General features: G+C 37.9%; 18 protein-coding genes and 1 other annotated feature. Of the genes, 1 reads left to right on the top strand and 17 read right to left on the bottom strand.

What is annotated here, in order from left to right; translation table 11 throughout:
- Positions 1-2 precede the first annotated feature (2 nt).
- From minC to LRP84_RS03705, 9 genes are all read right to left on the bottom strand, one after another.
- Positions 3-689 (bottom strand): septum site-determining protein MinC, encoded by a 687-nt coding sequence (gene minC, locus LRP84_RS03745; RefSeq protein WP_098305075.1) that lies wholly within the window; start codon positions 687-689, stop codon positions 3-5.
- A 35-nt stretch (positions 690-724) separates the two neighbouring features.
- Positions 725-1,267, bottom strand: coding sequence for a rod shape-determining protein MreD (mreD, locus tag LRP84_RS03740; RefSeq protein WP_230573847.1), 543 nt, complete (start codon positions 1,265-1,267; stop codon positions 725-727).
- A 12-nt stretch (positions 1,268-1,279) separates the two neighbouring features.
- Positions 1,280-2,134 (bottom strand): rod shape-determining protein MreC, encoded by an 855-nt coding sequence (gene mreC / locus LRP84_RS03735; RefSeq protein ID WP_230573846.1) that lies wholly within the window; start codon positions 2,132-2,134, stop codon positions 1,280-1,282.
- Positions 2,135-2,182: 48 nt separating this feature from the next.
- Positions 2,183-3,199, bottom strand: coding sequence for a cell shape-determining protein MreB (mreB, locus tag LRP84_RS03730; protein WP_230573845.1), 1,017 nt, complete (start codon positions 3,197-3,199; stop codon positions 2,183-2,185).
- Between the two features lie 171 nt (positions 3,200-3,370).
- Positions 3,371-4,048, bottom strand: coding sequence for a RadC family protein (gene radC, locus LRP84_RS03725; RefSeq protein WP_230573844.1), 678 nt, complete (start codon positions 4,046-4,048; stop codon positions 3,371-3,373).
- A 13-nt stretch (positions 4,049-4,061) separates the two neighbouring features.
- Positions 4,062-4,622 carry a Maf family protein gene (locus LRP84_RS03720; RefSeq protein WP_230573843.1) on the bottom strand — a complete coding sequence of 187 codons (561 nt, stop codon included), beginning with the start codon at positions 4,620-4,622 and terminating at the stop codon, positions 4,062-4,064.
- Between the two features lie 312 nt (positions 4,623-4,934).
- A complete protein-coding gene (locus LRP84_RS03715; protein ID WP_230573842.1) occupies positions 4,935-5,900 on the bottom strand; it encodes a stage II sporulation protein B in 966 nt (321 codons plus the stop codon).
- A gap of 156 nt (positions 5,901-6,056) precedes the next feature.
- Complete coding sequence (locus LRP84_RS03710; RefSeq protein WP_230573841.1) at positions 6,057-7,367, bottom strand: bifunctional folylpolyglutamate synthase/dihydrofolate synthase; 1,311 nt, start codon at positions 7,365-7,367, stop codon at positions 6,057-6,059.
- Positions 7,368-7,484: 117 nt separating this feature from the next.
- Positions 7,485-10,127: a valine--tRNA ligase gene (locus tag LRP84_RS03705; protein WP_230573840.1), complete on the bottom strand. Its 2,643-nt coding sequence runs from the start codon at positions 10,125-10,127 to the stop codon at positions 7,485-7,487.
- Between the two features lie 38 nt (positions 10,128-10,165).
- Positions 10,166-10,397, bottom strand: a binding site (T-box leader).
- A gap of 256 nt (positions 10,398-10,653) precedes the next feature.
- Between LRP84_RS03705 and LRP84_RS03700 the strand changes: the two genes are divergently transcribed.
- On the top strand, positions 10,654-10,848 hold the full coding sequence (locus LRP84_RS03700; protein WP_230573839.1) for a YszA family small membrane protein: 195 nt from the start codon (positions 10,654-10,656) through the stop codon (positions 10,846-10,848).
- Positions 10,849-10,946: 98 nt separating this feature from the next.
- Here the strand turns inward: LRP84_RS03700 and ysxE are convergent, their stop codons facing one another.
- From ysxE to hemA, 8 genes are all read right to left on the bottom strand, one after another.
- Positions 10,947-11,972, bottom strand: a complete 1,026-nt coding sequence (gene ysxE, locus LRP84_RS03695) for a spore coat protein YsxE (RefSeq protein WP_230573873.1) — start codon at positions 11,970-11,972, stop codon at positions 10,947-10,949.
- A 213-nt stretch (positions 11,973-12,185) separates the two neighbouring features.
- Positions 12,186-13,154 carry a stage VI sporulation protein D gene (gene spoVID / locus LRP84_RS03690; RefSeq protein ID WP_230573838.1) on the bottom strand — a complete coding sequence of 323 codons (969 nt, stop codon included), beginning with the start codon at positions 13,152-13,154 and terminating at the stop codon, positions 12,186-12,188.
- Positions 13,155-13,288: 134 nt separating this feature from the next.
- Entirely contained in the window at positions 13,289-14,578 is a 1,290-nt protein-coding gene (gene hemL / locus LRP84_RS03685; RefSeq protein WP_230573837.1) for a glutamate-1-semialdehyde 2,1-aminomutase, read from the bottom strand.
- Positions 14,578-15,567 carry a porphobilinogen synthase gene (gene hemB / locus LRP84_RS03680; RefSeq protein WP_230573836.1) on the bottom strand — a complete coding sequence of 330 codons (990 nt, stop codon included), beginning with the start codon at positions 15,565-15,567 and terminating at the stop codon, positions 14,578-14,580. Before hemB ends, hemL begins: the two co-directional genes overlap by 1 nt.
- A 35-nt stretch (positions 15,568-15,602) precedes the next feature.
- Positions 15,603-16,364, bottom strand: coding sequence for a uroporphyrinogen-III synthase (locus tag LRP84_RS03675; protein ID WP_230573835.1), 762 nt, complete (start codon positions 16,362-16,364; stop codon positions 15,603-15,605).
- A 4-nt stretch (positions 16,365-16,368) separates the two neighbouring features.
- On the bottom strand, positions 16,369-17,298 hold the full coding sequence (gene hemC, locus LRP84_RS03670; RefSeq protein ID WP_230573834.1) for a hydroxymethylbilane synthase: 930 nt from the start codon (positions 17,296-17,298) through the stop codon (positions 16,369-16,371).
- Between the two features lie 15 nt (positions 17,299-17,313).
- Complete coding sequence (locus LRP84_RS03665; RefSeq protein ID WP_230573833.1) at positions 17,314-18,147, bottom strand: cytochrome c biogenesis protein; 834 nt, start codon at positions 18,145-18,147, stop codon at positions 17,314-17,316.
- Positions 18,148-18,163: 16 nt separating this feature from the next.
- Complete coding sequence (gene hemA, locus LRP84_RS03660; protein ID WP_230573832.1) at positions 18,164-19,501, bottom strand: glutamyl-tRNA reductase; 1,338 nt, start codon at positions 19,499-19,501, stop codon at positions 18,164-18,166.
- Positions 19,502-20,020 lie beyond the last annotated feature (519 nt).

Here is a 20,020-nt window from a genome sequence, read left to right as displayed (position 1 = left end):
AGCTATACAATTCCCCTTTCTAACCTTGTTAAATTAGGTCTAAGATGAGTGAGAAGTTGAATGCGATCGACAACAATGTAATTGTTCTCATTAATGTAGGCACATTCTGCCCCTTCCGCCCCGTCTTCTTTCTCTTCAGGAGCGCGCGTTGTTACGTCGCTAATCCGAAGCTGCATTGGATTCATAACAGAAGCTGTAATAACAGCTTCTGCATCCCCATAATATCCAGCATGTGCAATACCTCGTAATGCTCCAATAATAAAAATATTTCCTCCAGCGATAACCGTCCCGCCTGGATTTACATCTCCAATTAATAATAAATCGCCTTTTACATGCAATATTTGACCTGAACGAACAATCTTTGAAACAGAAACAATTTCTGTTTCTTCTTTCCATGCCAATGCTTGTTCTTTCGTTACAACATCACTCTCAATAGAATCTACAACTAAATTCTTTTTATTGCGAATTAATGTACGCAATTCTTCCTGCTGTCCTTCTGTCACATAACGATTCCCAACTTTGACCTGTACTTCAATTAACGAGCGTCCATCCCCCTCGTAATAATGGGTTGAAAGCTTTTCGTCAAGTTCTTGCAGCAATTCGCGAAATGAACAGGAATCATCAAGATGTAATGCTAAACCATCTTTCGTTCCTTTTATAGTCACATATTGTTGCTTTTTTTCTGTCACCAATGCTCACCCCACCGATTCAATTCGACATAAAATCAGAAAATCCTTTTTTCTTTTTCTTCCATGGCTTCTGAAAGACGTAAAATATATCGTCTCAGTGGGAAACAAAACAGTAGTAAAAAAATTCCGTTTAATAACAACGTTGGAAGAAGACGATCTGTGAAAAAGATATGCGCTGGCATATGAACACGACCAATTAGCGTCAAAAATCCATACACATAATATTCCAGCGCGGCGATGCTCGCTAATACAATACAGAACACAATAAAAAGGTTAAGTTGTAAAATTCGCATTGCATGATATACAAGATAAGCTAAAATCGGATAAGCAAATATATACACACCAACTAGCTCTGTATGCACCATATCAAACAAAAATCCAAATAATAGTCCATAGTAAATACCTTGTACAGAATTAAAGTAAATTGTAACAAAGCATAAAACAATCAGAAAAAAATGCGGAGCTGCAATTGTATTCTTCCAAAAAAGACTTGTTGGCACAATGGTGGAAAACATATTCTCAAGTACAAATACGAAAAGAAGTAGAAGAGGAAGAATTGCTTTTTTTATAATCTCCATCTCTTCCCCCTCCTATTTCCCTAGATCCACTGACGGCATAACTCGTTGTGCGACCATAACATTATCTACATCATTTAAATCCGCCGCAGGTTTTACATAAGCTGTTTGTGTTAATCCGTATTCATCTGATGTCACATCGACGATTTGTCCAATAACCAGTCCTTCCGGGAACACCCCACCGTAGCCAGAAGTTACAACCATTTGATCCTTCTCTACTGGTACACCAGATGGGATTTTTGTAAAGATAAGCTGTTGCTTCTCTTTATCGTATCCTTCAATTAACCCGAAAACGCGTTTATCCCCTTGTACAACAGCTGAAATACGATTTGTTCTATTTAATGAGCTTACTAACTCAACTGTTGAAGTGAATTGTGAAACGCTTTTTACTTTTCCGACTAAACCTTTTGATGTAATAACAGCCGCATCTTTTTGAATACCTTGTTGTGCCCCTTTATCAATTGCAATTAGGTCATACCATTTATCTGGATTGCGAGAAATGACAGTTGCTTGAATTGGATTATAATCACGAAGCGAATCTTTTTTTCCAACAATTTCACGAAGCTCTGCATTTTCTTTCTCTAAGTCTTTCACCTTTACGGACAATTCTGCATACTTGTCCAAGTTTGCTTTTAATTCTTTATTTTCTTCATACGTGCGCTTTACATCTTCTACGTTCTCAAAGAATCCGGCAACATAGTTCGCTGGCTTTTGAAATACACGTTCTACAACTCCTACGGTATCTTTTACAAACTGCTCTGGCCATGTTAAATTTTTCCGTTCTTTCAATGAGATTCCGATCAATGCCACGAGAAGAATAATACTAACTAACAAAACAATTAATCTTTTGTTTAAGAAAAACTGTGGCACGTTCACACCCTCTTAAATTTACTAATTTTTATGCTGAAATAATGGATTTTATCGAGCAGTTTTGAAAAGATGGATGTTGTCTAACGCTTTACCTGTTCCAATTGCTACGCAATCTAATGGATTTTCTGCAACAAGAACTGGCATATTTGTTTCTTCGCTAATTACTTTATCTAAGTTACGAAGCAAAGCACCACCACCTGTTAAAACAATTCCGCGGTCCATAATATCTGCCGCTAATTCTGGCGGAGTTTTTTCTAATGTATTTTTCACAGACTCAAGAATCGCATCTACTGTATCTTTTAAAGCTGATGCAATTTCTTCTGGGCGAATTGATACCGTTTTTGGTAATCCTGTCACTAAGTCACGACCGCGAATGTCCATTGGTTCAACATCTTCTACTTCACCAGCAGAGCCGATTTCTAATTTTAATGCTTCTGCTGTTCGTTCCCCAATCATTACGTTGTAGCTTTTCTTAACATATTGAATAATTGCATCATCCATTTCATCACCAGCAACACGAACAGATTGGCTTGTTACAATACCACCTAGCGAGATAATTGCAACTTCTGTTGTACCACCACCAATATCAACAACCATACTTCCTGTTGGTTCCCAAACAGGTAAGTTCGCACCAATTGCTGCTGCAAATGGCTCTTCAATTGGATATGCATCACGTGCGCCTGCTTGACGAGTCGCATCAATTACTGCACGTTTTTCAACAGCTGTAATACCAGATGGCACACATACCATTACATAAGGCTTGCGAGAGAAGAAGCCGTTTGATTTTTGTGCTTGTTGAATATAATATTTCATCATTGTTGCTGTTGTTTCATAATCAGCGATAACACCGTCTTTCATCGGACGAAGTGCTACAACATTTCCAGGTGTACGACCAATCATTTGTTTTGCATCGTTACCAACTGCAACAATTTGTTTTGTATCTGTTTGCAAAGCCACAACAGATGGCTCGCGTACAACGACACCTTTCCCTTTTACGTATACAAGCGTATTCGCTGTTCCTAAGTCTATTCCAAGGTCACGAGTAAAACCACCAATTCCAAACATATCATGTATCTTCCTTTCTAATTTAACAAAAGTACTTTATTTGTTCTTTTAAATACTATTATATTTATATAAAACATAACGTTTTTACATGTTCTTTGTTATAGTGTAGACGAAAGCCTACAAAAAACCCATAACTCACATTATAAAACAAAATAAAGAAAAAAAATAGTCTTAAATATGACCTTTATCTTTTAAACTAACAAATTTATGGTCACCAATAATAATATGATCGAGAATTTCAATCCCGATAATCTTCCCGCATTCTACAAGTCGTTTCGTTACTTCAATATCTTCTCGGCTTGGTGCAGGATCGCCTGAAGGATGATTATGAAGGCATATAATAGAGGCAGCAGCGCGGCGGAAAGCTTCCTTGAAAACCTCGCGCGGATGCACAATTGAGGCATTCAAACTTCCAATAAATACCGTTTGCCGATGCATCACTTGATTTTTCGTATTTAAATATAGACACACAAAATGTTCTTGTTGTAAAAAACGCATCTCCTCCATCATGTAGCGTGCGCAATCTTCTGGATTACGAATGTTATATCTATTCTGATACTCTAATCGTACCATTCTTCGTCCAAGTTCAAAAGCAGCAATAAGTTGGGATGCTTTTGCCATCCCAACGCCGTGAATGCTTGTCATTTCTTCGATTGTTGCATCTTTTAACATTCGTAATCCATCAAAATGATGCAAAATTCGATTCGCTAATGTTAAAACCGACTCCTCTTTTGAACCCGTTCGAAGTAATATAGCGAGAAGTTCTGTGTTTGATAAGCTGCTTGCTCCTTCTAGCAATAAACGTTCCCGTGGTTGATCTTCTTTCACAACGTCACGAATGCAGCTCATACCTCAGCCTCCTTTATATATTAAATTGTTTTAATTCACGCACAACACGTGCAATTGGCAGGCCGACAATCGCATAATAATCACCTTGTATATGATGAACAAAAATAGCGCCTTTTCCTTGTATACCATAGCTACCAGCTTTATCAAGTGGCTCTTTCGTTCGTACATATGCCTTAATTTCTTCTTCTGTTAATTCCCAAAACGTTACTTCTGCACGCTCATAAAATGTCACTGTTTTTTCTTTTAAAATAAGAGCGACTCCTGTATAGACTTCATGTGTTTTCCCTGATAAAAGCTGCAGCATTTCTTTCGCTTCATTCTCATCTACTGGTTTTCCCAAAATACGCGACTCGTACGTAACAATTGTATCAGCACCAAGTACAACACAGTCTTCGTAATTCTTTGCTACAGCAGATGCTTTTTGCAATGCAAGCGACATCACGATATCATGCGGTGATGAATATGCTCCAATTATTTCTTCTACATCGCTAACTACAACGTCAAACGGCACATCTACTAGCTCAAGTAATTCTTTACGTCGCGGTGAACCGGACGCTAAAATAAGTTTATTCATACGTTCTCCTTTCGTTTTCCAAATTAGCAGGAAGATACAACATAACCATACTAAATGTATATATTCTCCTCAAATTTTGAAAATATCGTTTTTCTTAAAAAAAATATAAAAGAAAGGAAAGAAGCTTAAACTCTCCTTCCCTTTCTTCGACTCAAACAGATGATAAGAAAAAATAAAACCATCTTCTGATAAAGTGAAACTTCCATAGGTGGGGGATTTTTTCATCCCCCACCTATCTTCTTCGCTTCTCTCTGAATCTTGAGGTGAGGGTCTTACTGCCCGCAAATAGCGGGATAATGAGTTAAACCTTATCTAATTATTATACGTTTTTGTTTTTTGCGAAACTATTTTTTCATAAGAAAGAAAGCTATCTACTAAAACTTGCTGCAATTTTGTCATTGTTGTCACATCTTGTTTTCCCTCTTGTATTGTCTGCACAGCCACTGATGCATACGTAAACATTTTTTTTATATCATCCCGCTTCAATGCCGTTTCCTCTTTTTTTATTGCCTTCCACTCATTTTCAATTTGTTCTATATTTGTTTTATTTATTTTATTCCCAGACTGCATCGCAGCTGCTTGTTGCAGCAATTTCCCATACAATGATTGTAGCTTTTCAAAAAACGATCCGTAGTCTTGGTCCTGTTTTAGAAGTGCTTGATCCGCAATCTCCCATTTCTTTTTCATCACTGATATATCTTTTTGTTTATATTGCTCCATCATCTGCATAACAGATTGTTCATCATGTGCCATTCCAAGAACGAGTAAATATTTATCTCCTGACTGCATAACTGCTCCAGGGATCCCTTTTTCTTGTAACTCCTTTAAAGATGCCTGTCCCTTTTCTTTCGTAGAAAATACCCCGCCCTGCACAAAATAAATAGTAAGCGGTGATAAAGCTGCTGATGCTTTCTTTTCTTCTTTTTTCTCATTTGTTGATTGTTTTGTTTCATTTTCCTCTGTAACATTCGCTACTGGGGCTGTAGTTTCACGAACTGTTTCTTGACCTGTTAACAGGTGGAGCATTCCCATTCCAAATCCTGTCCCAATTACAATCGCTGTGGATACTGTCAAAATGAAGGTATTACTCCATCCTTTTTTCCCTTTTTGCATGGAAGATAATACATTTTTTTGAAACGGCACAACATTATTTGTCACTGTATTCTCTGGCAGCATCCACTCAAACTCTTCTTTCTTTTGCTCATGTTCTTTCTTTTCTACATAATTTGCTTCCGTTCCATTCACTTTAATTGAAATTGTTCGCGATTGCTTGTCCATACCCCCACTCCTTACTTCTTATCATTGCCAGCATCGTATCATACTCGTTTCAAAAAAGAACGAGATATTTGTCAAAGAGATTCGTCAAATTATCCTATATTGTTATCTTATATGTATGCTTACGTCTTTATTTGTAGAACTAAAAAACTAGACAGTTTATTTCTGTCTAGTTTTTTGAATAACGTATTTACGAGCTTCTGATATGAAATAAAGAGAACCTGTTAGTAAGAAAACATCATCTTCTTGCAGAGAAGCTATTGTTGTATCAATCGCTTCCTGCCAATTCTCAAAAATATGTTTCGATTCTCGTTTTGAATAAGCAGCAAGAGCTTCAGCTGAAATTGCACGATCAAACGTAAACGTCGTAAAGATCATTTCATCTGCAATTGTTTCTAGCTGTCCAACCATTTCATCCAATTGTTTATCCCCAAGCGCTGTAAATAAAACAATAATTCGCTTTTCACTATAGTGGGCACGAACAGTTTCTACAAGGCTATGCACTCCTTCTGGATTGTGAGCGCCATCAATAATGACATGTGGGTGAGTAGATAGTTGTTCAAAACGTCCAATCCAGTATGCCTCAGCTAATCCTTTTCGAATATGCTCCTCATCAATTAAGAACGCCTGATACACTTTTAAGTACGTAATCGCCATAAGCGCAAGTGCAGCATTTTGCACTTGATGCTGGCCTTTCATGGAAATGAGAAGGTCTTCATATGTATGGAATGGAGACGAGAATGTAAATTGTTCACCTTGCTTATCTGCAGAAAGATGTTCCACTTTAAATTGATTCCCAAGTTCATATATGTTAGAACGTTTTTCATTCGTGATAGTACGGATTACTTCTAACGCGCCGCCTTGCTGCACACCTGTTATAACAGGAACACCTGATTTAATAATTCCCGCTTTTTCAAATGCGATATCTTCTAGCGTATCTCCTAAAATATGCATATGATCATGACCAATATTTGTAATGATACTAAGTACAGGGTGAATAACATTTGTTGAATCAAAACGCCCTCCAAGACCTGTCTCAAATAAAACGATGTCACACGGATTTATCTTTCCAAAATAATAAAGCGCCATAACAGTAATGATTTCAAATTCTGTCGTTTCGCCTAAATCCGTTTTATCTAAATTCTCCACAATAGGTTTGACTATATTTACGAGATCTGCAATTTCTTGATCTGTAATTGGCATTCCATTCGTGCTAATCCGTTCATTAAACGTTTCGATATACGGTGAAGTAAATGTTCCCACTTTATACTCTGCCGCCTGTAACATATAACGCATATATGTTAAGGTAGAACCTTTCCCATTCGTCCCTGCAAGATGAACACATTTTATATGACGTTCTGGATTTCCAAGTTCCCCTAACATCCATTGCATGCGTTCTAATCCAGGCTTAATGCCAAATTTTAAACGACTATGAATCCAGTCAATTGCTTCCTCATATGTATGTATCATGTATGCTATTCCCCTTTCAAATCAACAAAAAAACGAACCAAGACAACAGATTGTCTCAGCTCTATTATACGCAAATAAAAGAGACTCACCAATATAGTGAGTCTCTTTCGAATGACTTTATTTTTGAAGATCAGCTAAACGTTGGCGAACTGCTTCGCGTTTTTCTAGGTAATCTTGCTCTTTTGCGCGTTCTCCCTCAATAACCGCTGCTGGAGCTTTTGCTACGAATCCTTGATTTGAAAGTTTCTTTTGTACACGCTCTACTTCTTTGTCAAACTTCTCAAGTTCTTTTTCAAGACGTGCTTTTTCTTCTTCAAGGTTAATAAGGTCAGCTAATGGTAAGAATAACTCTGCACCTGATACGATTGCAGTCATCGCTTTTTCCGGTGCTTGTAAATCCGTTTGAATTGTTAATTCACTTGGATTACAGAAACGTTCGATGTAAGAGCTATTTTTCGTAAGCTGCGCTAGTACTGCTTCGTCTTTTGCTTTAATTTGCAATTGAACTTTTTTGCTCATTGGCGTATTTACTTCGGCACGAATGTTACGAACAGAGCGAATGATATCAACTAGAAGGTGCATTTCTGCTGCTGCTTCTTTGTCTTGTAAATCTTCACGAACTGTCGGCCATGCTGCTACTGTAATAGATTCACCTTCATGAGGTAAGTGCTGCCAAATCGTTTCTGTTACGAATGGCATGAATGGATGCAATAGGCGCATCGTTTGATCAAGTACATATGCTAAAACAGAACGAGTTGTTTTCTTCGCCGCTTCATCTTCACCGTATAGTGGAAGCTTCGCCATTTCAATGTACCAGTCACAGAAATCATCCCAAATGAAGTTGTATAATGCACGGCCAACTTCACCTAGTTCATACTTATCAATATTACGTGTTACACTTTCAATTGTTTCATTTAAACGAGTTAAAATCCACTTATCTGCAACTGATTTTTCACCAGTTAAATCGATATCTTCATATTTCATGTCTTCCATGTTCATTAATACGAAACGAGACGCATTCCAAATTTTATTAATGAAGTTCCAAGTCGATTCTACTTTCTCCATGCTGAAGCGTAAATCTTGACCTGGTGCACCTCCTGTTGATAAGAAGAAGCGCATTGCATCTGCACCATACTTCTCGATAACATCCATTGGATCAATACCGTTACCAAGAGACTTACTCATTTTACGTCCTTGCTCGTCACGAACAAGACCGTGAATTAATACGTCTTTAAATGGACGCTCTCCTGTAAACTCTAAACCTTGGAAAATCATACGAGATACCCAGAAGAAGATAATATCATAGCCAGTTACAAGAACGTCTGTTGAATAGTAACGCTTGAAGTCTTCAGCATCTTCATTTGGCCAACCAAGTGTTGAGAACGGCCATAATGCTGAACTAAACCATGTATCAAGTACGTCATTGTCTTGGTTCCAGTTTTCGATATCTGCTGGTGCTTCTGTACCTACGTATACTTCACCAGTTTCTTTATGATACCAAGCTGGGATGCGGTGTCCCCACCATAATTGACGAGAAATACACCAGTCATGAATATTTTCCATCCAGCGTAAGTATGTGTTCTCGAAACGCTCTGGTACAAACGTTACTTTTTCTTCTTTTTGTTGTAATGCAACTGCTTCTTCTGCAAGTGGTGCCATTTTTACGAACCATTGTGTTGATAAATAAGGCTCAACAACTGCTCCGCTGCGCTCACTATGACCAACTGCATGCATATGAGGCTCGATTTCTACTAGTACACCTGCTTCTTGCAAGTCTTTTACTAATTGCTTACGGCATTCAAAGCGATCCATACCGTTATATTTACCAGCTTTTTCATTCATTGTACCATCTTCATTCATTACTAGAATGCGTGGTAAGTCATGGCGGTTACCTACTTCAAAGTCATTCGGATCATGAGCTGGTGTAATTTTTACAACACCTGTACCGAAATCTTTTTCTACGTACTCGTCAGCAATAATTGGAATTTCACGGCCTACGATTGGAAGTGTAACTGTTTTTCCGATTAAGTGTTTGTAACGATCATCTTCTGGATGAACAGCTACAGCTGTATCACCAAGCATTGTTTCCGGACGAGTTGTTGCAAGACGAATGTGACCAGAACCGTCTGTTAACGGATAGTTCATATGGTAGAATGCACCTTGAACATCTTTATGAATTACTTCAATGTCAGAAAGGGCAGTGCGCGTTGCTGGGTCCCAGTTAATAATATATTCACCGCGGTAAATTAAACCTTTTTCGTACAATTGAACGAATACTTTATTAACCGCATCAGATAAACCTTCATCTAATGTAAAGCGCTCACGAGAGTAATCTAATCCTAAACCAACTTTCCCCCATTGCTGACGAATGTGAGAAGCATACTCCTCTTTCCATTCCCATGCTTTTTCAAGGAATTTCTCACGGCCAAGATCATAACGTGAAATACCTTCTTCACGAAGTTTCGCTTCTACTTTTGCTTGCGTTGCAATACCTGCATGGTCCATACCAGGAAGGTATAATACATCGTAACCTTGCATACGCTTTGTACGAGTTAAAATATCTTGAAGCGTTGTATCCCAAGCGTGACCTAGATGTAGTTTACCTGTTACGTTTGGAGGCGGGATTACAATTGTATACGGTTGTTTTTCCGCATCTCCTTTTGCTTCGAAATATTTGCCGTCAAGCCACCATTTATAACGGCCTTCTTCAACGGACATGTGATCATATTTAGTTGGTAAATTTTTTTCCGTGTTTGACATTATTTTCCCTCCTTCAAAATAAAAAATGTCCCTCATCCAAAAAGGACGAGGGACATCGTGGTACCACCTTTATTTACAAACAAATTCAAAATTTGCTTATACTCTTAATTTGATAACGGACAGATCCGTCTTTTCCTAATAAGAATGACTCCGTTCAGAAAAGATGCTCCAGGGCTACCTTCTAACATGACTATCTAGAGAATCTCACAGCTAATAATTCTCCTCTCTGCAGACGTTTAATGTTATACTCTTCCCCTTCAACGCATTTATATGATTGCTATTTATTATATACAATAGTGTAAAAAACGAAACTACATTCGTCAAGATAAAAATTTTTTTCGACTTACATCTACAATTATTACGTTCTATTTTCAATCAGCTTAACCAAGTTTTTTATCACATATGCAAAGAAAATGAAAAAAGTGCAGCACAAGCACATTAGACGCTTATCCTGCATAATGTAATATCACATTTATTCTTCTCTTATAATTCCATACTAGAGGAGTTTCTAATACGGAGGACCATTATGCGACGCTTTCGACGCACGTACAACTTTTCAGCCCCTTCATGGCTAAGAAATTTACAAACGATGTTTGCTGACTTTGCAATCCCGCTCACGATTTTCCAAGGCATTCGCACTTTACTTCTGCCTACGTTTTTAGATTTCGTCATACTTGTTATTTTCATAGCAGTAACGATTCGCTTACATTTTCAGCCGTAACCTCTTCTTGAGGTTACGGCTAATTTTATCCCGCTATTCGCGGGCAGCAAGACCCCACTGATGGAAGTTTTACTTTATTCCAAATCCTTCAGCCAATTTCACTGCGCTTGTTGCTCAGCAGCTTGAAGCTGTGCAACAAAATACTCAATATTACTTATAAGCCAATGCGCTTGTTGAAGCATTTTCACATCATTTAGCTCCTTTGTTTCATTACGGGCATTTCGAGCATTTGTATATGAATGCACTTGCTTTATAAATGTTTTTGGATAAGCTAAATATGCAAACATAAGTAACTTTTCTTCCTTTGTAAACGTAAAATTCTTTTGATAGATTTGGTACCATTCATATCGATCATTTCTTGCAATTGGATATGTGTTAAAGGAACGTGAATAAAACTGAACGATATCTTGAACTGGGGTAGCAAACTGCGCATCTTCTAAACTAATAAAATAGCCGTTCCGCTGATAGTCAAATAAAAAGTGATTCATGGAAATATTGCCATGAATACATGAAATACGTGTTTTTTCTTTTTCTTTCATCGCTTCATGCCATTCTGTAAACTGTTTCTTCGCAAATTCATGAGCACGCAGCGCTTGATGAAAGTACGTACAATACTGCAATTCAAACGGAGACATATACCACTTTGCTTCAGATTCAACTAAAAACTGCTCTAATAAGACCCCATCTTGTTCCCAGCGGTTTGAAATAGTATCAAAATGTTCTTGAAGCGCTTCTTCCTTCAATTCTTCCTCTCGCACCGTTTTTTTGTGCATCAAGGCAAGTGTTTGAAACATTTTATGATACTGATCATTCTCTTCACCTTGTCCTTCTGCACTTCCTAGCCAAGGCATTAAATAATAACTATGTTCACCAGCATTTAACACGTGACTTCCATCTTTCGCATGATAAATCGGTGCAAAATTCGTAAAGCCCTTTTCCCGTAAAAATTGAACATGATACATAAGATTACTTCGTTCTAATTTCCGAGATGGTAATTTTTTTAACGCATATGGACCTTGGTTCGTATAAATTTTTGTTACATTCCCATATTCCTCAATATGTTCAGGAGCTAATTGATATAGCTGCAAAATAGAAGCATAACGGTCTCGCAATTCCATGTCCATACGAACAACGACCCTTTCTCCAAGAGCATAAAGTGAAACTTCCATCAGCGGGGGCTTCATCCCCCACTGATGATTAGTTGAACTAATCGGGCTTTTACGGACAGTTATCTCCCGCGTATCTCCTTCGCTTCTCTCTGAACCTTGAGGTGGGGATTTTACTGCCCAAAAATAGCGGGATAAAAAAGAAAAGAGGTGAGGAAGATTTCTCTTCACTCACTTTGTTTTCACTTTTGGCACTGGTATATACAAAATTTGTCCTGCTGTTAAATAAATATCATCCGTTTGATTTACACGGTGTAAATGTTGTACGGAAGTATCATAGCGCTCTGCAACGGATTCAATCGTATCGCCTTCTTGTACAAAGTACAATCGCAGCTTTGTAAATTCATCTTCCGGCTGCTTTGCAAATAATTTTGTTAAATATAACGCATTTTCATCTCGCTGTGAGTATGAAATTTCTTCTTGCGCCTCTTCATTGGCAGCTTCCTGTTTTACTTTCGTTTCCTTACGTCCAAAAAACAGCTGCGGTGCGACTTCTTCTTGTTTTTCCTCCTCTTCCTCGACTGCTTCCTCTTCTAGATCAAGTTCTGGTTCTTGACGAGCTTCTAACTGAAATGGCTCAAAAGCATAATCTTCCCACTCATCAGTCTCTACCGCTTCTTCTTCTTCGTCCTCTTCTCTTATTTCTTCTCCTTCTCCCTCTTCCTCTTCTTGTATTTCTTCCTCTTCGTATATTTCTTCCTCTTCACGCTCTTCATTACACAATCCATGAATTGAAATATCTGCTAAAAGCTGCAAACAGCCATTGTCCAACAATTCATAATCAAATTCTTCAATATCCACATATAAATCTTCGACTTGCTTCACGCGTCCTCTTGGAATAGAAATCTCCAATGGAAACGAATGTACTAATTCATTTATACCATCTTCGCGTGTTTCCACATAATCTATAGTGCGGACTGGTGATAATTCTCGCAATGAGAAAACCTCTGTTTCTTCCTTAGCAATATATTCCCCTGTTAAATCAAGCTGTCCGCATACAACAATTTCATACTCACGTTCTTCTATAACAACATCAGGATCTAACGAAATAGAAAGTAACTCATTGACTTCCTGTCCTTTTTGAAACCAGACAGATTCTTTTAACGAAAACCGCAATGAAGTTTGGTGATCTGCTGCCACTTCGTATTCCCCCTCTCAAACTATATGTCATTACAGATTTATGTGAGGAATAGGGACTTTATGAATAAAAAAATCGCTCTCACTTGAGAGCGATTTTAGTACCACCTATTTAAAAGAATAAAAGAGCTAACAAATTATCCCTTTAATTTAGACATAGCCATTTCTGCAGCAGCAATTGTTGCTTCAATATCAGCATCACTATGTGCTGTTGATAAGAACAGTCCTTCAAACTGAGAAGGTGGTAAGAATACACCTTGTTCTACCATTTCACGGTAATATGCTGCAAAATATTCTAAATTAGATGTTTTTGCCGTTTCATAGTTCGTAACTTTTTCGCTTGTAAAGAAAATACCAACCATGGATCCAGCACGATTAATACAATGTGGAATATCATATTTTACCGCGGCTTCATGTAAACCTTTTTCAAGCATTTCCGCTTTACGTTCAAATTCTTTGTAACTTTCTGGTGTTAATTGGATAAGCGTTTCATATCCAGCTGTCATCGCTAATGGGTTACCAGATAGTGTACCAGCTTGATAAATCGGTCCACTTGGTGCTACTTGCTTCATAATTTCAGCTTTACCACCATAAGCCCCAACAGGAAGTCCCCCGCCAATTACTTTACCTAAACATGTTAAATCAGGTGTTACACCAAAATATCCTTGCCCGCAATTATAAGCTACGCGGAAGCCCGTCATAACTTCATCAAAAATAAGAAGTGCACCGTATTCTGTTGTAACATCACGAAGTCCTTGTAAAAATCCTGGGAGCGGCGGTACAACGCCCATATTTCCAGCTACCGGCTCTACAATGATGCACGCAATATCATCACCGAACTGTTCAAAAGCATATTTCACACTCTCTAAATCGTTATACGCAACAGTAATCGTATTTTTCGCAACACCTTCTGGCACACCAGGGCTATCTGGTAAACCAAGCGTAGCAACGCCAGAACCAGCTTTAATTAAAAGAGAATCGCCATGCCCATGATAGCAACCTTCAAATTTCAAAATTTTATTACGCCCTGTGTAACCGCGTGCTAATCGAAGTGCACTCATTGTCGCTTCTGTTCCAGAGTTAACCATACGTACAATTTCAATAGACGGTACACGGTCGATTACAAGCTGCGCTAATTTATTTTCAATTTCTGTTGGCGCACCGAAGCTCGTCCCTTTTTCTACTACCGCTTTTAACGCCTCAACAACCCGGTCGTTGGAATGGCCATGAATAAGAGGGCCCCATGACAATACGTAATCAATGTATTCATTTCCATCAATATCATAAACTTTAGAGCCTTTTCCACGATCCATAAATAATGGATTCATACCGACAGATTTAAATGCACGCACTGGGCTATTTACACCGCCTGGCATTAAATCTTTTGCCGTTTCAAACGCTTCAATCGATTTATCAAAACTTTTCATTATCGTGCGCTCCCTTCTTGTAACCATCTCGCTGCATCTTTTGCATGATATGTAAGTATTAAGTCTGCTCCGGCACGTTTCATACTTAATAATTTTTCAAGAACAATGTCTTTTTCATTGATCCAGCCATTTTGCGCTGCCGCTTTAATCATTGAGTATTCACCACTCACATTATACGCAACAACTGGAAGATTAAAGTTACTTTTCACATCACGAATAATATCTAAATAAGAAAGTGCTGGCTTCACAATTAAGAAGTCTGCCCCTTCCATCACATCTGACTCAGCTTCGCGGAACGCTTCTAAGCGATTCGCCGGGTCCATTTGATACGTTTTACGATCACCAAATTGCGGCGCACCATGTGCAGCATCGCGAAACGGCCCATAAAAGGCAGACGCATATTTTACTGCGTATGACATAACTGGAATATGCGCAAAGCCGTTTTCATCTAACGCATGACGAATAGCCGCTACAAATCCATCCATCATATTAGATGGTGCAATAATATCCGCACCTGCTTTTGCTTGACTTACTGCTGTTTTTGCAAGAACCTCTAACGATTCATCATTTAAAATAATTCCGTTTTCAATTACACCGCAATGGCCATGACTCGTATATTGGCATAAACATGTATCTGCGATTACAACTAATTCTGGGAATTTCTCTTTAATTTGCATAATTGCTCGCTGTACAATACCATGTTCACAATACGCAGAAGAACCAACTTCATCTTTTTCAGCAGGTAAACCGAATACGATGACTGAACGAATACCTAAATCGACAACTTCTTGCATTTCTGCTTGCAGATGGTCTAAAGAAATTTGATATACACCCGGCATAGAGGAAACTTCATTACGCTTGTTTTCTCCTTCTAAAACAAAAATTGGATAAATGAAATCTTCTGTATGTAAATGTGTTTCACGCACAAGAGCACGCATACTTGCACTTTGTCGTAAACGACGATGACGGTTAAATTGTAAAGGATTCATAACTTTCCATCTCCAATTCTTAAAGTTTCACTTTATTATACATTTTTATAATAATATTCTGAAATGCATTGTAACATAGCTTCAATTGTATATTCTTTCGGAATGAGAAGATTTTGAAAATGTTTACGCGCTTCTCGTTCTGTAACGGGGCCTATACAAGCAATTGTACATTCTTTTATCCATTCTCTCCAGTTTTCACCCTCAAGCAATGCGATAAAACTCTGCACAGTCGATGGACTTGTAAAGGTAATCACATCAATTCCTCTTGATTGCAGTGCATCAATAAGTTGCCCGCGCTTTTGTACATAGACGGCAGTTTCATATACAACAAGCTCACGTACAATAGCACCATGATCTCGTAATGCATCCGGTATCACATCTCTTGCAAGATTTCCTTTTGGCAGTAATACACGCGTCCCGCTTCCTATATGACTCACAAATTCCTCCGCAAATGCTTCAGCTACGAATGCTGTTGGTACAAAATGGACAGTATAGCCGCGTTTCTCTAATTCTTTCTTTGTTTTCACACCAACTGCAGCAATTTTAAGGGGATGTGGTAACGGTTGCTTCATACCATCTAAAAAGAAATTCACACCATTTTTACTTGTGAAAACAATCCAGTCATACGTGATTAATTCATCACGCACTTGTTGAAATTGTTCATGCGCGGCTGCTGTTATATGCAAAAGCGGAATTTCTAATGGAATTCCGCCCTGCTTTTGCACTTCTACACTCATTTGCTTCGCCTGTTGCTTAGCTCTCGTAATTAGCACTGTTTTTCCACAAAGAGAAGTCATAGTGCTAGTTTTGCCCCTGATTTGCTAAAGCAATAAGTTCCTTCGCTCCTTGTCCGATTAACAAGTCTGCTGCTTGTTCTCCAACTCCTTGGGAACTTTCACCAATCACAACTTCTTTCAATAAGACAGTTCCATCTGCAGATCCAACGAGAGCTGTTAATTCAATTTGGTCATCTTCTTTCAGCGTTGCATATCCAGCAATCGGCACTTGGCAGCCGCCTTCTAACTTATGAAGAAATACTCGTTCTGCTTCAACTGTTTTCGCAGTTACACTATCATTCAGATGACTTAGTAATTGTAATAAATCAGCATCATCCTCTCGGCATTCAATGGATAACGCACCTTGTCCAACAGCTGGTACACATACCATTTCATCTAAGTATCCTGTAATCACATCATCCGCCCAGCCCATTCGCTTTAGTCCTGCTGCTGCTAAAATAATAGCATCGTAATTTTCTTCTTTTAGCTTACGAAGCCTTGTATCAATATTTCCACGAATCCATTTTATTTGTAAATCCGGGCGCGCTGCTAACAACTGCGCACTACGACGTAAACTGCTTGTACCGATAACGGCTCCTTCTGGTAACTCATCAAACGATTCACCATTTTTGGAAATAAACGCATCACGTGGATCCACACGTTTTGGAATACATCCAATTGTTAATCCCTCAGGAAGTACTGCCGGCATATCTTTCATGCTATGAACAGCCATATCAATTTCTTTTGTAAGCAGCGCATGTTCAATCTCTTTTACGAACAATCCTTTTCCGCCTACTTTCGAAAGTGTCACATCTAAAATAACGTCACCTTTCGTTACAATTTCTTTCACTTCAAATTCATATGGCAACCCTAGTGCTTTCAATTGATCGATAAACCAATGTGTTTGTGTTAATGCCAATTTACTTTTTCTTGAGCCTACAATAATTTTGCGCATATTTTTCTCTCCTCATTATAAGTACCAAAAATGGAAATTCGATAAACTGCTAAATAGAAAAATATTAATTAACATGACGAGAAATGCCCCGATGTTCCAACTTGCAATTTTCTTCCCCTGCAATGTATCTGATCCGCGCAAATAAATACCCGCACAGTACACAAATAAAACAACGAAAGATCCGATTACCTTTGTATCATACCAATGAAAATTATCTAACTTCGTATATCCCCATATACACCCAAGCAAAATAGCTAATAAAAAGAATGGTATAGAAAATAAATTCAAACCGTATGACATAGAATCAAGCTTTGGTAAATTTCCTAAACGCCTTAATCTTGCATTCCATTTTTTTTGTTTTAATAAACGATATTGAATTAAATACATAATGGAAAAAATAAAGGAAACTGTAAATGTTGCATAGGAAATAATCGCCATACCAACATGCACATAGACAAGCTCCGATACCAATTGATCGGCCAACACCGGCGACATTTTTCCAAGCGGAGTAAAAATAGAAACAGCGCTTACACCAAATGCAATCATATTTGTAAAAAAGACTAAAAAATCAATACGCATAAATCGGTTAATAACTAATGATAATGTAATTAATAGCCATACATAAAAATAAATACCCGATAGCAACGTTAAAAGAGGATTGATTTTTGCTTCTGTTGCTCGAAGTAACATAAATATAGAATATAATACCCATACAACCGAAAGTAACCAAAAGGCAATCCGATTTGCCTTTCGGTTACTTTGAAAATAATCTATGAAATATAAACTCACGCTGCAGGCATATAAAATAATGGCAATATGATAAATAATGCTATTGTTTAAAACACTCATCCGATTATCCTTTCCATTACAAAGATGGAGCGGATACTGTCCACTTCTCTGTCTGTTTCCATTCTGCTGCGTTTTCTTCTACTACTTCTTTCGCATTTAAATCAAAAATTTTCGCAAATAGAGCAAGTTTTGCTTGTGCATCTTCTTCAGCTGCCAACTCTTTCGCAATTAAAATTGGATCTTTTAACAATTGATTAATAATACTTTTCGTATGCTTACTAATCACTTTTCGCTCACGCTCTGTTAACGTTGGAATTTTTCGTTCAATGCTTTGCATTGTTTCACTTTGAATCGCTAATGCCTTATCACGAAGCTCCGAAATTAACGGCACGACACCAAGCGTATTCAGCCATGATTTAAATAGCATCATTTCTTCTTCAATCATAATTTGAATTTTTTCAGCTTCTTTTAATCGCTCGGCACGATTCGCTTCCACAACGCCTTGTAAATCATCAATATCATATAAAAAAACACTTTCTAACGCATCAATTGCTGGGTCAATATCCCGCGGCACCGCAATATCTACCATAAAGAGCGGACGACCAGAGCGCATACTCTCTACTTTGGACATCATTTCTTTCGTAATCACATATTGAGAAGCACCTGTTGAACTAATTACAATATCAGCTTCTAACAATGCACATTGTAACTGATTTAATGGCTTTGCACGTCCCATATATTTTTCTGCCATCGTTTCCGCTTTTGTAAACGTACGATTCATAACAGTCACTTTATGAGCACCGCTTCCGTATAAATTTTGCAATGCTAATTCGCCCATTTTCCCCGCACCTAGAATAAGAACATGGCAATCTTTCAAATCACCAAAAATTTTCTTTCCAAGTTCAACAGCCGCATAACTTACTGACATGGCGTTGCCGCCAATTGTTGTTTCAGAATGGGCACGTTTTGCTAGTGTAACGACTTGTTTAAACAATTCATTAAATATCGTTCCTGTCGTTTTTACTTCTTGTGCTAGTAAAAAGCTATTACGAATTTGACCTAAAATTTGTGTTTCTCCAACTACCATTGAATCTAACCCACATGTTACGCGGAATAAGTGATCGGTAGCACCATCTTGTTCAAATATAGACAAATATGGTGAAATTTCTTCTATTTCAAGCTGAAACCAATCAGCCATAAATTTCTTAATATAATAGCGTCCTGTGTGTAACTGATCTACCACAGCATAGATTTCCGTTCGATTGCATGTTGATACAATGACATTTTCTAATACACTTTTTTGTTTTTGTAACGTTGTCATTGCTTGCTCTAACTCTGCTGCCTGGAACGTTAGTTTCTCACGAATTTCTACAGGGGCTGTTCGATAGTTAACACCAACAACAAGAATATGCACGCAGCATGTCCCCCTTCAACCGATTTTTCATCTTATCTACTATCATAATACAACTTTCCTCTTTTAAATCTGACAATCATGTGAACATCGTCTCATTTTATCCCGCATTAACGGGCAGTAAGCCCCACCACCTCAAGATTTAGAGAGAAACGAGGAAGATAGGTAGGGGATAACTGCCCGTAAAAGCCCGATTGGTTCAACTAACCCTTTTAGGAGAAAAACACTCCTAAAAGAGAAGTTTCACTTTATCCCTTCCTTAACTGACAGTAAGACATTCACTGGAATAAGTAAAGAATGAAAGGAAAAAAGGTGAGAAAAACTTTTCATAAAAGCCGATGTATACAACTAACCATCGGTGAAGAATACAAAAATCCTATTTTCCGTTCAAAAGGACAGTAAAAAATCCTCCCTCATCTAGAGAAGAGATATTTCACTTTAAAATAATTATAAAATAATAACTCTATCTGTACGTTATCAAAAAAAATTGTCGGAATCAAGTAATGGAAACTATTCCATACA

The organism is Bacillus rhizoplanae (assembly GCF_917563915.1).
GTDB lineage: Bacteria > Bacillota > Bacilli > Bacillales > Bacillaceae_G > Bacillus_A > Bacillus_A rhizoplanae.
Note: the sequence above shows the minus strand (reverse complement) of the source record. Positions and strands in the feature narration are given on the sequence as shown.

Bases quoted from the DNA above. Each gene is read 5' to 3' on its own strand.
- LRP84_RS03665 (WP_230573833.1), bottom strand. From the start codon at position 18,147: ATGAGTGTTTTAAACAATAGCATTATTTATCATATTGCCATTATTTTA.
- LRP84_RS03700 (WP_230573839.1), top strand. From the start codon at position 10,654: ATGCGACGCTTTCGACGCACGTACAACTTTTCAGCCCCTTCATGGCTA.
- LRP84_RS03675 (WP_230573835.1), bottom strand. From the start codon at position 16,364: ATGACTTCTCTTTGTGGAAAAACAGTGCTAATTACGAGAGCTAAGCAA.
- LRP84_RS03710 (WP_230573841.1), bottom strand. From the start codon at position 7,367: ATGATACATACATATGAGGAAGCAATTGACTGGATTCATAGTCGTTTA.
- hemC (WP_230573834.1), bottom strand. From the start codon at position 17,298: ATGCGCAAAATTATTGTAGGCTCAAGAAAAAGTAAATTGGCATTAACA.
- radC (WP_230573844.1), bottom strand. From the start codon at position 4,048: ATGAGCTGCATTCGTGACGTTGTGAAAGAAGATCAACCACGGGAACGT.
- LRP84_RS03720 (WP_230573843.1), bottom strand. From the start codon at position 4,622: ATGAATAAACTTATTTTAGCGTCCGGTTCACCGCGACGTAAAGAATTA.
- LRP84_RS03715 (WP_230573842.1), bottom strand. From the start codon at position 5,900: ATGGACAAGCAATCGCGAACAATTTCAATTAAAGTGAATGGAACGGAA.
- ysxE (WP_230573873.1), bottom strand. From the start codon at position 11,972: ATGGACATGGAATTGCGAGACCGTTATGCTTCTATTTTGCAGCTATAT.
- mreB (WP_230573845.1), bottom strand. From the start codon at position 3,199: ATGTTTGGAATTGGTGGTTTTACTCGTGACCTTGGAATAGACTTAGGA.
- hemB (WP_230573836.1), bottom strand. From the start codon at position 15,567: ATGAATCCTTTACAATTTAACCGTCATCGTCGTTTACGACAAAGTGCA.
- LRP84_RS03705 (WP_230573840.1), bottom strand. From the start codon at position 10,127: ATGTCAAACACGGAAAAAAATTTACCAACTAAATATGATCACATGTCC.
- hemL (WP_230573837.1), bottom strand. From the start codon at position 14,578: ATGAAAAGTTTTGATAAATCGATTGAAGCGTTTGAAACGGCAAAAGAT.
- mreD (WP_230573847.1), bottom strand. From the start codon at position 1,267: ATGGAGATTATAAAAAAAGCAATTCTTCCTCTTCTACTTCTTTTCGTA.